The following is a 14,936-nucleotide window of genomic DNA, read 5'->3' on the forward strand; positions in this document are numbered from 1 at the left end:
CCGGTGTGGCGGTCGCCTCTCGGCGCGGGGCACAACGCGGCTCCGAATAGACCGTCCGGCCGCCCACCTGGGCGGGCGCCGTCCGCGGTATTCCGCGAAGGCTAAAGGTGAGGCCCGGGGGACACTTGCTACCACACCGACCACCAGTGACTCTAACCCATGTGCGGGCCCGGATGTTCCGGAACCCCACAACCCGGCCGTCTCCCGGCAGATCGCCGCAGGTGAGCGTCCGCGGAGCGCGGCGGATCGCGCCGCGGCCGGGCCGGGCGGTGCCGCCAACACGCGGGGACCCCGTCGCCGACGGGGTCCCCGGACGTCGAAGACGTGGGCTCAGCCGTCCTCGCCCCGGCAGATGCGGGTCATGTCGGCGCGGGACCGCACCTTCACCCGCTTGCGGCCGTGCGGTCTGCCGAGTTCCTCCTCGTGGGCCTCCAGGCGCTGCCAGCCCTCCCAGGTGGTGAACGGAACGCCGCGCTCGTGCAGCAGCCGCAGGAACGCCTCGGGATCGGGCTCGGCGGCCGGGGGGAGGGTGTCGCGGTCGGCGACCAGGTTGCCGATGGTCTCCAGCGCGTCGCCCTTCGTGTGGCCGATCAGCCCGACCGGGCCGCGCTTGATCCAGCCCGTGGCGTACACGCCGGGCATCGGCCGCTCGTCGAGGTCGAGGACCCGGCCGCCGTCGTTCGGGATCACCCCGCGCTCCTCGTCGAAGGGCAGGTCGGCCGCCGGCGAGCCCAGGTAGCCGATGGCGCGGTATACGGCCTGGACCTCGTGGTCGACGAACTCCCCGGTGCCGCGCACTCCGCCGTCGCCGGTCAGCTCCATGCGCTCGGTGCGCAGGCCGGTGACGCGGTCGGTGCCCAGGATCTCCACCGGGCGGTGCAGGAAGTGCAGGTGCAGGCGGCGCGGCTCGCCCCGCGGGTCGCGGATGGCCCAGTTCTGCAGCACCTTCACGTTGGTCTTGATCTGGTTGGAGTCCTCGATGGCGGCCAGGCTGGCGTCGTCCAGGTCGAAGTCCTCGGGGTAGACGATGACCTCGACACCGGGCTGCTTGTCGAGCTCGCGCAGCTCCATGGGCGTGAATTTCGCCTGGGCGATGCCGCGCCGGGCGAACACGTGCACGTCGGTGATCCGCTTGGCGCGCAGCCCCTGGTGCACGTTGTCGGTGATGTCGGTCGTCAGCAGGTCGTCCGCGTCCTTGGCGAGGATCCGGGCGACGTCCACGGCGACGTTGCCGGCGCCCAGCACCGCGACGCTGGTGCCGTCCACCTGCCAGGTGGCGGACACGTCGGGGTGGCTGTCGTACCAGAACACGAAGTCGGCTGCGCCGTGGCTGCCGGGCAGGTCGGCGCCGGGGATGTTCAGGGGGCGGTCACGGTCGGAGCCGGTCGCGAAGATCACCGCGTCGTAGTGGCGGCGCAGGTCCTCCAGCTTCAGGTCGACGCCGTACTCGACGTTGCCCAGGAAGCGGATCTCGGGCTTGTCGAGCACCTTGTGCAGTGCGCCCTGGATCTGCTTGATGCGCGGGTGGTCGGGGGCCACGCCGTAGCGCACCAGGCCGTACGGCGACGGCAGCTTGTCCAGAATGTCGATGCTCAGCGGGATCCCGCTCGCCGACAGCGTGTCGTCCTTGGTCAACAGATCCGCCGCGTAGATACCCGCGGGGCCGGCCCCCACGATTCCGACTCGCAGTGGACGCGTCATCGACATCTCCATCCTTCGCGTCTGCTCGGGCGGCGCGGCCTCGCCGGGCCGCGCGACGCGCCACGTGTTTCGCGACGCGGTAAATCAGGCAAGGCTCACCTAAATCAAAGTTACCGAACCGAAGCTCGCCCTACTCAACCGACCTTAAAAATAGACAATCCTCCGCAGGCGGGCGGTCGAGGGGGCCCAGGCCAGGATCGATGTCATTTCCACCGGTCAGTCAGGGAATTCGGTTATTCAGCATGCCCAACGCACCGGCCGGCCGATCTCAGCCCCGCAACAACTGTGGGGTACCTCACGGGTCCGTCACCGCCGCACGGCCACTCAGGGGCGACGGCCGGGCGTGGCACCCGGCTCCGCGCGGCCGTCGACGGCCCGCCGGAACTCCGCCGGGCCGGGATCGCGGTGTGCGCCGGAACGAACGATCATAACGGGCCGCGCGACGTGCGGTCGGCGGGCGGCCGCACGCGGTGACCGCGAAGGGCCGATTCCGGGCGGCCGGCTCCGGCGCCCGGAGCCGGTCAGCCGGTGCGCGCCGTCAGCTCCGCCTTGACCGAGGAGGCGAACCGGTCCGCCTGCGGCTGGCCCGACAGCGCGTGGATGGCGTCCATGATGGCGTCGGTCGCCGCCCGGCGGGACCGCGCCCGCGCCGCCTCCCCATGCCACGGGGACAGGTCCACCGGCGGGCCGATCCGCACCCCGACGTGGCCGAACGACGGCACGAGGCGACCGTGCGGCAGGATGCGCGACGTCCCGCTCACCGCCATGGGCACGACCGGCGCCCCCGATGACAGCGCCAGCCAGGCGAGCCCGGTCTGGCCCCGGTAGAGCCGCCCGTCCGGCGAGCGCGATCCCTCGGGGAAGACACCGAGAACCCGGCCGTCGGCCAGCAGCCCCAGGCTGGTGTCCATGGCCTCGCGGGCGCCCGTGCCACGGTCCGTCGCCAACTGGCCGATCGCGCGCAGCGCGCGGGCGAACGTCCGCTGGGCGAGGTTGCCCTCGGCGAACAGTTCCCGCTTGGCCAGGAACAGCACCGGGCGGGGGACCACCACCCCGATGAACAGCGGGTCCAGGTTGGACAGGTGGTTCGACGCCAGGATCACCGGGCCATGCGCGGGGATGTGCCGCAGCCCCGACACCTTCGGCGGCCAGAGCGTTCGGGTGACCGGCGCGATGACCGTCTTGGCGGCCCCGTAGATCGACACGGCGGGTTGCTCCTCGAAGGGGGGAGGTCGGCGGACGGACCGACTCTAGCGAGGCCGGCCACCGGCCATCTCCCGGGGACGGCCGCCCGGCGGCGGCGCCGGCCCGGTAGCGAGGCGGAAGTGACGCGGGCCACTCCGCGCCGTTAGAGTTTGGTCTAGACCTCCGCGGGCCGGGGAGGACACCGGTCCGCGGCGCCCGATCCCGGGCGTACCGGCAGGCGTGGAGACGAGGCGGAGCAGTGACCCAGCTGGTTGACCTGAGCCACCAGATCGTAGCGGGGATGACGACGTACCCGGGCCTTCCCGGGCCGGTGGTCGAGGACCACCTCTCGTTCGACGAGTCCCGCCGGACCTACGCGCCCGGCACCGAGTTCCGGATCGGCCGGGTGTCGATGGTCGCCAACACCGGCACCTACCTCGACACCCCCGCGCACCGCTACCGCGACGGCTCCGACCTCGCCGACCTCGACCTGGCCAAGGTGGCCGACCTGGACGGCGTGGTGCTGGACGCCGCCGAGCGTGAGCTCGGCCCCGAGGCGCTGGACGGCGTGGACGTCACCGGACGCGCCGTGCTCATCCGCACCGGCTGGGACCGGCACTGGCGCACCGAACGGTACGGCAGCCCCGACCACCCGTACCTGTCCGAGGCCGGAGCCAAGGCGCTCGTCGCGGCCGGGGCGGCACTCGTCGGCATCGACTCCGTCAACCTCGACGACACCTCGCCGGCCGCGGGAGGCGCCCGGCCGGCGCACTCGGCGCTGCTCGCCGCCGGCATCCCGGTCGTCGAGCACCTGTGCCTGCTGGACCGGCTTCCCACGGCCGGGTTCCGGTTCTTCGCGGTCCCGGTGAAGGTCCGCGGACTGGGCACCTTCCCGGTGCGGGCGTTCGCCATCATCGGCGACTGAGCACGCGGGCACCGGGCGCACCGCCGGCGGCCGTACGGCGGCGGGTACGGGTGGTCCGCACGGGCGGACCCGAACCCGTCCCAGGGCTCAGAGGTCGGCGTCCACCTCCTCGCGGGCGCGGCGCTGCTCGCGGCGCGCCCGGCGTTCCTGCTCCAGCGCCGCCGCGCGTTCATCGTCGGCCACCGCCGTGCGCATCGCCGACGCCAGCGCCCGCAGTTCCAGGTTGATGCGCGGGTAGTCCACCAGCCGCGGCAGCGCGCCCAGCCGGGGAGCCCGGCGCTCGCGCATCGCCGCGCTCAGTTCCCCGAACGCCAGGTCGACGCGTTGCAGCGTGATGCCCGACACTCGCGGCGGGTTCTCCCGCGCCAGAGCCGCCAGCGCCAGGTAGCCGGTGCGCTGGGTCGCGATCACCACCGGCCACAGCGGCCGGGTGGTCTCGGCCGGAGGCACGTCCCCCACCGCGCTGTCGTAGACGCCGCGCAGGCTGATCAGGTCGGCCCGCAGGTCGCGGCGGAGCCGGTAGCGGCGCTCCGGGCTGATGGTGACGTCGGGGTCGAGCACCTCGTTGACGACGGTCCGGGCGTCCTCCAGGACGTTGATGATCGTTCTCGGCAGCCGGGACGCGGAGGCCTGCCGCCACAGCAGGAACGCGCCCAGCATGCCGACGACCGAGCCGAGGACCGTCTCCAGCACCCGGGCCTGGGCGAGTTCCGGCAGCGGGTAGGGCGCCGCGGTCTGGGCGATGAGCAGCGCCATGGGCGTGAGCATGATGCTGCCGTACAGGAAGGTACGGGTGATCATGAGCTGGGCCAGCCCCATGAAGAGGCCCGCCAGCACGATGACGGCCGGCAGCGGCGGATGCAGCAGCAGCACCCCCACCGCGAGCACCACGCCGATCAGTGTGCCCAGGGCGCGCTGTACCCCGCGGTTCACCGTCAGCACCACGTTGCCGCCCTGCAGCACCGCTGCCGTGGTGATCGACGCCCAGTAGAACCGTTCCAGGCCGAACGCCAGGGCCACCAGGCCGGCCACGGTGACGGTGAGCGCCATCCGCAGGGCGGTCGGCAGCACCAGCGAGTCGCGGCTCAGGCTGGACCGCAGCGAGTCGAGGACCGACGGGTACCGGGTGTCGTACAGGCCGAGGCCGGGGCCGGCGGCCTCGTGCTCGGGTTTGCGGGCGGTCTGCGCGGTGCGGGCCAGCCGGGTGTACAGCCGCGCCTCCAGCGAGCGTGGGCGCAGGCCGCGGCGGATCTCGTCCAGGTCCGCCGGGTCGGGGCACAGGCCGGGACGGCCGACCGCGTCGGCCAGCCCCATGGCGAATCGGGCCGCCTCCTCGGGCAGCGGGTCGGTGCGGGCCAGGGACACGTCGGTGGCGGCGAGGTGGATGTCGGAGACCCAGCGCAGCAGGGCGCGCAGCCGCGCGGCGGCCGGGGTGTCGCGATAGCCGCGGGTCTGGGCGAGCAGCAGCAGCCGCCACGCCTCGGCGACCGCGAGCGACGCCTCGTGCTGGACGTGGTCGAGCGCGGGCGTGCCGACGGCGCGCAGCAGCTTGGCGAGCTTGCGGAACGCCTCGGCGACGGCGCGGTTCTCCGGGGCGCGACCGCGGAACGGCGCGTCGGCCATCGCCACCAGCCAGCCGACGGCCGCGCCGAACGCCGCCAGCGCGGCGTGCATCGGAACGGCGGCCAGCCGGCCCGGGGCGATGGTGGAGATGCCGCCGACGAGCGTGACGAACAGCGGGCCGGGCCGGTCGACCCGCAGCGCCTGGCAGATCCAGGTGGCGACCCCCGCGATCAGGCCGATGCCGAGCGCGGCCGCCCACGGGGTGATCGAGGCCAGCGACCCGACGGCGACGCTGAGGACGAACCCGGCCCCGACCAGCGCCAGCGCCACCGCGCGGTGCGCATAGGGAGTGGTGCGCTCGTACAGGACGGTCATGGAGCCGAGCGCCGCGAGCGCCGCGGACCGGGGATCGAACAGGACCGCGGCGAGCGCGAACGACCCGGTCATCGCGATGGCGGCCTTGATCGCGATCGTCCAGGCCCACTTGCCGGAGGCGAGCCCGAACACCGCCTTCAGGTCGACGCGCGGCTTCGGCAGATCGGCCACCTTGGGGCGGATCCGCGCCGGTGGCCGCCACTCGGGAGTGGAGGGCTCGGAGCCGCCGCCGTCACCGGATGTCGCCTGTTCGTGCACGCCTTCAATGGTAGGCAGTTTCGTCACCAATGCGTGCGGTGTGACACGTGATGCGTGGTTCGTCCGAGCGGCCGGGGTGCCCCGACGGACCGCGGCCGCCACCGGCCGGCTGCCCCGCGGACCGGATCCCCTACCCTGCCCCCATGTCAGATGGTTCCAGTCGCTCCCCTGGCGGCGGTGCCGACCGCGCGCCGGGCCGGACTCTGCTCCGCCGCGCCGCGACCGGCCTGTGGGCGTGCCTTCCCGCACTGACGGCCGGGGTGGCCACCCCGTTCTTCTTCATCCACGCGGCCTTCCGCCGTCGCTCCGTGTGGACGCTGATCCCGGCGGTGGTGTTTCCGCTGCTCGTCGTGGGGATCTTCGTGCTCAACAGCGCGAGCACGTGGTGGGAGGTGTGCGTGGCGGTCAACTGGATCGCGGGCGGCGGACTCGCCCTCGGCATGCGCGGGTACGTCTTCGCCCCCGCCCCCGGTGCCGACGGGACCGGCCGGGCGCTGGAGGACCGGGAGACGAAGCCCCTGCCACCGCTGCTGGCGGAGGCGGAACGCCGCCGCGCGGCCCGCGCGCAGGCCAGGGGGCTGATGGAACGCGACCCCCTCATCGCCAGGGAACTCGGGGTGGGGCGGCCCGACCTGTCGCGCGAGTTCGACGACGGCGGACTGGTGGACGTCAACAACGCCCCCGACGAGGCGCTCGGCCGGATCACCGGGATCACCGCCGAACACGCCGCCGCACTGGCGCTCGCCCGCAGCCGCGGCGGGCCGTTCACCTCTGTGGAGGACGCGGTCATCCGGGCCGACCTGCCGCCGCACCTGCAGGAGGTGCTGGCGGAGTACGCGGTCTTCGGCTGACACGTCCACGGCCTGGGGGGCGACCGCGCGGCGCCCCACACGGTCGACGGCCGGCCGTTTCGGAGGTGCCGGCCGAGGACGGACCCTGACGCGACACGACGGTCGGCGGTGCGACCGCGTGCGGCGTGATGTTCGGTCCAGGCCGGGCGGCGGGGGCATGCGGCCGCCGCTGACCCGGGACGCGATGGATTCGAGTTCGGCGAGTTCGTCGTCGGTCAGGGCGATGTCGAGCGCGCCGACGTTCTCTGCCAGGCGCTCGGGATCGCACGTGCCGGGGATGGGTACGACGGCGATGCCGTGCGCGTCGGACCGTGTCAGCAGCCGGGCGAGGGCGCCCTGCGCCATTGTCGCGCCGTGGGCTTCGGCGACCCGCCGGATCGGCGCGAGCAGGGCGGCGCTGTGTTCCGCGTTCGTGGAGTCGAACCGGGGCAGGCCGCGCCGCATGTCGTTCTGGGACAGCCCCTGGGGGGAGGTGAACCGCCCGGTGAGAAAACCGCGGCTGAACGGCGAGTAGGCGACGAAGCCGATGCCGAGCTCGGCGCAGGCCGGCACCACCGAGTCCTTGTAGCCGCGGGTGAACAGCGACCACTCGTTCTGCACGGCGGTGATCGGGGGCACCGAATGCCCGGTCCGCAATTGCCCGGCGGACGGGTTGGACAAGCCGATGTGCCGCACCTTGCCGGCGGTCACCGGTTCCGCCATCGCGCCGACGGTGTCCTCGATCGGGGTGGTGCGGTCGGGGTGGTGCAGGTAGTAGAGGTCGATGTCGTCGACGCCCAGGCGGAGCAGGCTGCGCTTCGCAGGCGGTGCGCACGTATTCGGGGTCGCTGCGTTCGCCCACCGGTTCTCTGGTTCCGGGCCTGCGGATGGCGGCGAATTTCCCGCTTGTCCAAGACCTTTGCCATACACCCCGATGAGCAGGCCATTGGGCGCCGACGCCCAGCGCAATAGAGCGAAGGTCCTACCGGCCGCCGCGCGGCCCTTTGCCGCCGGCGGCTCAACCCGCCGGGTCCGCGCTCGGCCGTGCGTCGAGGGCGGCGCGCAGGCGTTTGAGCTCGGCCAGGGCGTCGTCCATCTGGGCCTCGGCGCGTTCCGCCCTGCGGATCGCCTGGGCGCGGGCGTCCTCCACGGCAGCCAGGCGCTGGGCGGCGTGCTCCCTGGCCTCGGCGAGGGTTTCGGCGGCGGTGCGGCGCTGTTCGGCGAGTTCCGTCTGCGCCCGGTTCCGTTCCTCCTCGGCGTGCACGCGTGTCTCGCGCAGTTCCGCGGCGAGGCGTTCGGCGTCGGCGGCGAGCCGGTCGCGGTGGGCGGTGACCTCTGCCGCCCGTGCCTCGGCGCGCTCGGTGGCGAACTCGGCGCGTTCGGCCCGGCGGGACTCTGCTTCGCGGGCGCGGGTCTCCTCGGCCAGCCGGGCGCGCAGCGCGTCGCGCTCGGCGGCGGCCCGGTCCCGCGTTTCGGCGAGCGCGCGCTCGGACTCCCGGCGCTGTTCCGCCAGCCGGGCGGCGGCGTTCTCCTCGGCGGCACGGATGCGCCGTTCGGCCTCGGCGAGCGCGCTGTCGTGTTCGGCCCGCGCGGTGTCCCGCTCCTCGGCCGCCGCGTCGCGCTCGGCGGCGAGCCGCCGGGTCTCGGCAAGAGCGGTGTCGCGCTCGGCCACCGCAGCCTCGCGGGCGGCGATCGCCGCGTCGGCCATGCGCGGCGCCGATCCGGCGGCGGCGATCGAGGAGGCGGCCGCCTCCTCCGCCCGGCGCCTGGCCGCCTCGGCCGCCCGCCGCTGGTTCTCCGCCTGCAGCCGGGCGGCGTCGGCGTCGGCGACCTGCCGGGCCGCCGCTACCCGGGCCGCCTCGACCTGGGACTCGGCGTTGGCGGGATCGGTCATGGCGGAGAACGCCTCGGTCGCGGCGGTCAGGGTGCCGGCCAGCTGCTCGGCCTGGATCGCGAACCGGGTGAGGAGTTCGTCGGCCCGCAGCCGGGCGCTCGTCACCGGTGCCGGATCGCGGCGCGTCGCCGATCCGGCCGACGGTGCGGCACCGGCCTCCGCCCCCGATTCCCTGGTGCCGTCCGCCACCGGGCGCGCGGCCTCCTCGGCCGCCTGCTGCCGCTCCTGTGCCTCCTGGGCGAGGCGCTGGCGTTCCCGCCACGCCCGCCATCGGGTGTGCTCGGGGAGGTCGCAGTACTCCGGCGGCCGGCCGGGCGACGAGCCGCGCGGGACCGGGCGGTTGCAGCCGGGGAAGTTGCAGGTGTTCGCGTCGGTGCCAGCCACGCGACGAGGGTAGCGCCTCACCGGCCGTCGGCCGGCGGGCCGCACCGCGGAACCAGGGCGGCACCGTCCGGCACGCGGGGTGCCGGACAGTGCCGGGCCGCTCACGGCGCGTCATGGGTCGTGGCGCGCTGAGGGACGGGTGGAACGGGTCCGCGCCGGGTCGGCGGCGGCATCCGGGGTCCACCGGCAGGTAAACCTACCGAGGTGCCCGGCCGCCCGCCGAATCGGGGTGCCCGAAACCCATCCCCCGGGGACGCCCACCGGCCCGGCCCGCCGTCAGGCCCGGTGGGACAGGTAGCCGGGGAGCGGAGTACCGGCCGCGAGCGCGCCATCGGGGACGGGCGCGCCGAGGGTGCGGCGCACCGGGATCACCCCCGCCCAGTGCGGCAGTTCCAGGTCCTCCGGCTCGTCCGCGACGGCTCCCGTGCGCACCTTGGCCGACACCTCGTCGAGGTCCAGGCGCAGCACCGCCGTCATCGCGTGCTCCTTGGCGTTGGCCGGGCGGCAGTCGGCGGAACGGCCGGGCGCCACCTGGTCGACGAGCGCGTCGAGGGCCACGGCGCGTTCCGCCGGATCGGTGACCCGGTGCGCGATGCCGTGCGCCACCACCGAGCGGTAGTTCACGGAGTGGTGCATGGCGGCCCGGGCCAGGACGATCCCGTCCGGGATGGTGACCGTGACGCACACCCGCTCCCCGTCGATGGTGCGCATGGGGCGGCTGCCGGTGGAGCCGTGCAGGTAGAGGCGGCGGTCCACCCGGGCGTACAGCGTGGGCAGGACCACGGGCGCGCCGTCGGCGACGAAGCCGAGGTGACAGACGAACTCGGCGTCGAGGATGGCGTGCACGGTCGCACTGTCGTACCTGGCGCGGTCCGCGCGCCGGGTGGGCGTGGTGCGGGTCGTCCGGGGGTAGTCGGGCGTGGGCTGGGCTGCTGCGTCCACGGCTGCCTGCTTTCGTACTGATACAAAGCTTTTTATGTATTAACGGTATCAGTGGGTCCTGTCGGCGTCCGGCGGGGCCGCACCAGCGAAGCGAGGGGAGGGCCGCCGGTGCTCGATTTCGGTCACCGCTGTGCCTGCCGACCGAAAGCGCCCGGTCACGGCCCTACGGTTCGGCGGCACCGCGGCCGTTCGCGTCCGTCCGGAAGGGCGGTGCCGCGGACGGTGGTTGTGGCAGCTCACCGAGGGCTCCGGCGGCCCACTGGTCCCGAAGGCCGCGGCCGGGGCGCGGCGGAGAAGCTCGAAGCGCCCGCGCCAGGGGCACTGAAAGGCATCGGCGGTGCCCACCTCGGAACCGGCCGCGGTCCCCCTGGTGCCCACCGGCGGCCGACCGGGCGCGCAGAGCCGGGCGGCTCGGCCCTGACCCGGCCGCCGTTCGGCCGTGGTGTTGTGGCGCGGCTGTCCTGCGGTCGCTCGCGCCGGTCGTCGCCCAGGCGAAGACGGGTGCGCGGCCACCCCGTCGGCCTTTGAATCCCAGACGCGGCCAGCCGGGGAACACGCCCGTCATGGGCTCGTCCTCGCGGTACGGGCGCATGGGCGCCAGGCCGAGCGCGGGCTTGTCGATCCCGGCGCCGGCGAAGCCCGTGTCGCACATGATCGGGTGCGGCCGTGGCACGGGGTTGCCGACGTGGCGGGTGCGGGCCTGCGGGCGCGCGTGAGGGTTCCGCGTCGGTGAGCGGCCACTTGGGGCCGGATTCGCGGTTCTGTGGAGCCGAAGGGGGACATCGTCGTCCAGATGGCGTGGAGAGCAGGTCGTTTCTCCCGTCCGATCCTCGGCGCTCTTCGCCGTTCGCAGATGGTCCGGCGAACCTCCATCAGCCATCTGGTCGTCGTCCGCCGCCGGGCATCAGGGGCGTCCATGGCGTGCCGCGGTCTCGATCCCGTGCGCTTGCCGACCGACCGGACGCGTGGGTGCGGGCGCGGCGTGGCCGACGCCGGTCGGCCCCCAGACTCTGGGGCCCGGCGGACGCCGCCGCGATCCGTGCCTCACACCGCGGGTGGCAGTTCGCCCTCCATCGCCGCGACGACGTCGGCGAGGACGCGTTCGGCGCCGAACAGGCTCGACGCGCCCCAGTAGTCGTAGTCCACCGAGTAGACCCGCCGCTCGCGGACGGCCGACAGGTTCGCCCACACGCCGCCGCCGAACGTCCGCGGAGCCTCGGTGTAGCCCTGGTTCGCGAACACGAAGATGACGTCGCCGTCGCCCTCGGCCAGCCGTTCGTAGCTCTCGGACACGAACGGCTCGTCCGGTTCGGTACCGCGCTGGCTCTCCGGCCGCGCGAAGCCGAGCTCGTCGAGGATCTGGCCGGGGAACGACGTCGTGGTCTCGAACCGCACCTCGCTGTCGCTCTGCAGCCGCAGCAGCGACACCTCGACGCCGGCGGTGTCGCCGAGCCGGTCCCGGGTGGCGGCGACCCGCTCGGCGTAGTCGTCCAGTGCCCGCTCCGCCTCCTGCTCCCGGCCGAGCACCGCACCGACGTCGCGCAGGTACTGCCGCCAGGCCGTCGGGCCCGGCCAGTTCAGGAGCACGGTGGGCGCGATCTCGGCCAGCCGGTCGCGTAGCCGGGCCTGCGTGGCGGCGGTGCTGTTCACCCCGATGATGAGGTCCGGCCGGGTGCCGGCCAGGCGCTCCAGATTGATGTCGTGCTCCTGCGGGGTGCTCGACACGACGGTCAGGCTCTCGGCGGGGATGTCCTCGGGCAGGTAGGGGGCCAGACCGTAGTCGCCGCGGGCGGGGTCGCCCAGCGTGGCGACCGGCACGATGCCCAGCTCCGTCACGGCCGCCAGGCCGGGCCGCCACAGCACCGCGATCCGCTCGGGGGCCGCCGGTACCTCCACCGTTGCGCCGGACACCCGTACCGTGCGCGTCGGGGGATCCGCGGCGCCCGTCTCATCCGGTCCGGCGCAGCCGGAGAGCGCGAGCATCAGGACGGTGAGGGCGGATAACCAGGTGACCGGGCGGAGGGCACTGCGCATGGGGCTCCCGGGACTCGCTGGGCCGGGCACCGCGCCGGGCCGCGGCGGGTGCGCTCGCCTCACCCTATCCGTGCGCGCCGGGGAGCGAGAGTGCCGGGGCGGCCGGTCAGTCGTGCGGTCCGGCCGCCCCGATGCGCGCCACGAGCGTGGTGACGAACGGGTGGAAACCCTGCTCCTGGTAGAACCGGATGGCGTCGGAGTTGGTGGCGACCGCGTCGAGTTCGAGTTCACGGATGCCCGCGGCGGCGAGCTGGTGGCGGACCTCCTCCAGCAGCGCCGGGCCGACGGCGGCGTCAGCGGGGTCGGCGGGCACCGACAGCGTCTGGACCACGGCGACGCGCTCGCCCCGCTCCCAGGACCCCTGGTGGGTGCGGCGCACGGTCACCATCGCGTAGCCGACGGCCGTCCCGCCGCGCTCGGCGAGCACCGCGATCGTGTCGGGATCGGCCAGCCAGTCGAGGTACTGCGCACGCCGCCGCCGCCAGGACTCCTCGACGTCGACGGAGGCGAGGACCTCCTCAAGGTGCGGGGCAAGGGCGGTGTGCCGAAGGTGCTGGGAGCGCCAGAGGTCCGCGACGTCCTCGATATCGTGGCGGCCGAGGTAACGGAAGCGCAGGACCTCACCGGCTCCGACGCGGGATTTGGTGGCAACCGAATTTTGCATCTTTTTTTCTCACCCGTTCCACCAGAATGCGGCGGCCCCTCGCCGGCGGCACAGACCGAGCCACCGGCTGAGCTGTGAGTCGAGACTACTCGGCAGGTAGGCGCCGGTACCGTCCGACACAGGAAAAAGGAGACGCTGACATGTCAGTCGGGAAACTTTCGCCGCATTTCACGGTCCTCGGCCCCGGTGGGGTCGGCGGGCTCCTCGCCGGGCTCCTGGCGCGCGCCGGTGAGCGGGTGACCGTGGTCGCCGGGGAGGCCACCGCCGAGCACATCGCGGCGAACGGAGTGCGGGTGGAGTCCGTCCGCTTCGGCGACTTCGCCGCCGAGGTTCCCGCCGTGGCGCGGCTGTCGGAGCCGGCCGGTGTGCTGATCGTCGCTCCCAAGGCGACCGCCCTGGACGCCGCGCTGGACCGGATCCCGCCCGAACTGGCGTCCGGGGCGCTGGTGGTGCCGCTGCTCAACGGGCTGGAGCACGTCGAGCACCTGCGGCGCCGGCTCCCCGGCGCGCACGTGGTGGCTGCCGCCATCCGGGTCGAGTCCACCCGGGTCGCCCCCGGGCACATCCGCCACACGAGCCCGTTCACCACCCTGGAGATCGCCACGCCCGGCGCCCCCGACGGGCTCGTGGCCGAGGCGGCCGACCGGCTGCGGCGCACCGGGTTCACGGTGACCGTCACCGCCGACGAGGCGCGGACGCTATGGGAGAAGCTGCACTTCCTGCTCCCCACGGCGCTGGTGTGCACGCACGCCGGACTGCCCCTCGGCCGCGCCCGGGCCGAGCGGCGCGCCGACCTCACGGCCGCGATGGCCGAGGTCGCCGAGGTGGCCGCCCACTATGGCGTGCGGCTGGACACCGCCACGGTGCTGCGGTTCGCCGACGCGGCGCCGCCCGCCACCAAGCCGTCGATGCTGCGCGACCGCGAGGCCGGCCGCCCCATGGAGGTGGACGCCCTCGGCGGCGCCCTACTGCGGGCGGCCGAGCGTGCCGGTGTCGGGACGCCGGTGATCGCCCGCCTGGTGGCGGACCTGGAGCGGGTCGACCTGCGGTGAGCGGGCGGCGGGGGCGTTCGTCGCATCACCTGGAACGACCAGTGATGGGACACGCCGGGTATCTAACGCCGATCAACCGCGCTGAGATCGGCGAGGTGCCGCCGCAGCACGGCGCGCATGGTTCGCGGCCGCACGAGTTCGGGGTGCAGGAGGGCGTCGATGCGAAGACCGCTCAGTAGCGCGGCGAGCCGTTCGCCCTCAACGGGGATGTCGAGATCGGGAGCGAACACGCCCGTACTCTTCCCCGACGTGAAGAGGTTGCGCAAACCCTCCCGTATGCTGCGCGAGAAGACGTGGCTCAGCGGCTCAAGATCCGGATGGTCGGCCGCGTGGACGGAAAGCGCGAGCCAGACTCGCGTCTCTTTTCGGCGTTCTTCGTCCATCGGAAGGAGCTGCGTCAAGGCGTCCTCGATCGCGGCGAGCCGCTCGGCCGCCGTCACGGAGGGGCCGGTGTCGCGAATCCTGGCGGCGGGCCGGTCCAGCCGCTGGGTTTGCCGACTGTAGATCACTTCGCGAACAAAGGTCAGCAGCTCAGCTGAATTGGTGAAATATGCCGCCACTGTTGCGGGGGGAAGGCCGGTTTCGTGAGCCACACGCGTGACCGTGGCCGCGCTGACCCCGTCGCCGTCAATGATCCGGAACACGGCCTCGGCTACGGCGCTTCGATGAGCGTCGGGACCGATATTCAAGGGCATTTTCATATGTTATAGAAGTGCGGCTGACGTCGGTCTCAGTCGAGTGTGCCGTCCGTCGCGCTCTTTTTCGCCTCGCGTTCTCCGGGGCGGGTTCGGGGAAGTGGAATGCTCGATTCGACCCCGCCTCCCGGGCCCCCTGATGCTTTCTCAGGTGTAGGAGATGCCGAGTACGCGGAGAGTCTCGTTGCTGAAGTTCGGTCTCTGTTCATCTTCCGTAATGCGGGGCCAGGGCTGTGCCGGCCAGGGGCGGTACGGGTACCGCCCCTGGGCTGTTCGAGAGCTCCAGGCGGCGGGTCGTGGGGTCTGGGCGATTCGGAAAATTGGGAGAAAAGTAGCGAATCGTCGAGTCCGGTGCGGGGGTGTGGGTGCAACCACCTGCGGTCGATCCGAATCCGCACCGGGGTCCGTGCCGAGTTCCCCACGGGCTCGCCTAG

General features: G+C 73.5%; 11 protein-coding genes and 1 pseudogene. 3 read left to right on the top strand and 9 right to left on the bottom strand.

Annotation, left to right across the window (positions count from 1 at the left end; all coding sequences use genetic code 11):
• Positions 1–330: 330 nt before the first annotated feature.
• Both ACFQRF_RS12640 and ACFQRF_RS12645 read right to left on the bottom strand, forming a co-directional pair.
• On the bottom strand, positions 331–1,701 hold the full coding sequence (locus tag ACFQRF_RS12640) for an FAD-dependent oxidoreductase (protein WP_379871241.1): 1,371 nt from the start codon (positions 1,699–1,701) through the stop codon (positions 331–333).
• Between the two features lie 521 nt (positions 1,702–2,222).
• On the bottom strand, positions 2,223–2,906 hold the full coding sequence (locus tag ACFQRF_RS12645) for a lysophospholipid acyltransferase family protein (RefSeq protein WP_379871242.1): 684 nt from the start codon (positions 2,904–2,906) through the stop codon (positions 2,223–2,225).
• Positions 2,907–3,145: 239 nt separating this feature from the next.
• Between ACFQRF_RS12645 and ACFQRF_RS12650 the strand changes: the two genes are divergently transcribed.
• On the top strand, positions 3,146–3,811 hold the full coding sequence (locus ACFQRF_RS12650) for a cyclase family protein (RefSeq protein ID WP_379871243.1): 666 nt from the start codon (positions 3,146–3,148) through the stop codon (positions 3,809–3,811).
• Positions 3,812–3,898: 87 nt separating this feature from the next.
• Here ACFQRF_RS12650 and ACFQRF_RS12655 read toward each other — a convergent pair whose 3' ends face one another.
• On the bottom strand, positions 3,899–6,007 hold the full coding sequence (locus ACFQRF_RS12655) for an FUSC family protein (RefSeq protein WP_379871244.1): 2,109 nt from the start codon (positions 6,005–6,007) through the stop codon (positions 3,899–3,901).
• Between the two features lie 143 nt (positions 6,008–6,150).
• On the opposite strand from ACFQRF_RS12655, the gene ACFQRF_RS12660 reads away from it, so the two are divergent.
• Positions 6,151–6,858, top strand: a complete 708-nt coding sequence (locus ACFQRF_RS12660; protein ID WP_379871402.1) for a hypothetical protein — start codon at positions 6,151–6,153, stop codon at positions 6,856–6,858.
• 195 nt (positions 6,859–7,053) lie between these two features.
• Here the strand turns inward: ACFQRF_RS12660 and ACFQRF_RS12665 are convergent.
• The 5 genes and pseudogenes from ACFQRF_RS12665 to ACFQRF_RS12685 form a co-directional block, all read right to left on the bottom strand.
• Positions 7,054–7,767, bottom strand: a pseudogene (locus ACFQRF_RS12665) (aldo/keto reductase); the annotation flags it as partial.
• An 88-nt stretch (positions 7,768–7,855) separates the two neighbouring features.
• Entirely contained in the window at positions 7,856–9,115 is a 1,260-nt protein-coding gene (locus ACFQRF_RS12670) for a coiled-coil domain-containing protein (protein WP_379871245.1), read from the bottom strand.
• A 276-nt stretch (positions 9,116–9,391) separates the two neighbouring features.
• Positions 9,392–10,057, bottom strand: a complete 666-nt coding sequence (locus ACFQRF_RS12675; protein ID WP_379871246.1) for a pyridoxamine 5'-phosphate oxidase family protein — start codon at positions 10,055–10,057, stop codon at positions 9,392–9,394.
• A gap of 1,044 nt (positions 10,058–11,101) precedes the next feature.
• Positions 11,102–12,091 (bottom strand): iron-siderophore ABC transporter substrate-binding protein, encoded by a 990-nt coding sequence (locus ACFQRF_RS12680; RefSeq protein WP_379871247.1) that lies wholly within the window; start codon positions 12,089–12,091, stop codon positions 11,102–11,104.
• 106 nt (positions 12,092–12,197) lie between these two features.
• Complete coding sequence (locus ACFQRF_RS12685) at positions 12,198–12,755, bottom strand: GNAT family N-acetyltransferase (RefSeq protein WP_379871248.1); 558 nt, start codon at positions 12,753–12,755, stop codon at positions 12,198–12,200.
• 140 nt (positions 12,756–12,895) lie between these two features.
• Between ACFQRF_RS12685 and ACFQRF_RS12690 the strand changes: the two genes are divergently transcribed.
• Entirely contained in the window at positions 12,896–13,807 is a 912-nt protein-coding gene (locus ACFQRF_RS12690; protein ID WP_379871249.1) for a ketopantoate reductase family protein, read from the top strand.
• A gap of 62 nt (positions 13,808–13,869) precedes the next feature.
• Here the strand turns inward: ACFQRF_RS12690 and ACFQRF_RS12695 are convergent, their stop codons facing one another.
• Entirely contained in the window at positions 13,870–14,502 is a 633-nt protein-coding gene (locus tag ACFQRF_RS12695) for a TetR/AcrR family transcriptional regulator (RefSeq protein ID WP_379871250.1), read from the bottom strand.
• Positions 14,503–14,936: the final 434 nt, after the last annotated feature.

Source organism: Marinactinospora rubrisoli, assembly GCF_042664915.1.
Classification (GTDB): domain Bacteria; phylum Actinomycetota; class Actinomycetes; order Streptosporangiales; family Streptosporangiaceae; genus Marinitenerispora; species Marinitenerispora rubrisoli.

Coding starts and splice junctions, on each gene's coding strand:
- ACFQRF_RS12640 (WP_379871241.1), bottom strand. CDS start 1,701: ATGACGCGTCCACTGCGAGTCGGAATCGTGGGGGCCGGCCCCGCGGGT.
- ACFQRF_RS12685 (WP_379871248.1), bottom strand. CDS start 12,755: ATGCAAAATTCGGTTGCCACCAAATCCCGCGTCGGAGCCGGTGAGGTC.
- ACFQRF_RS12680 (WP_379871247.1), bottom strand. CDS start 12,091: ATGCGCAGTGCCCTCCGCCCGGTCACCTGGTTATCCGCCCTCACCGTC.
- ACFQRF_RS12695 (WP_379871250.1), bottom strand. CDS start 14,502: ATGCCCTTGAATATCGGTCCCGACGCTCATCGAAGCGCCGTAGCCGAG.
- ACFQRF_RS12660 (WP_379871402.1), top strand. CDS start 6,151: ATGTCAGATGGTTCCAGTCGCTCCCCTGGCGGCGGTGCCGACCGCGCG.
- ACFQRF_RS12690 (WP_379871249.1), top strand. CDS start 12,896: ATGTCAGTCGGGAAACTTTCGCCGCATTTCACGGTCCTCGGCCCCGGT.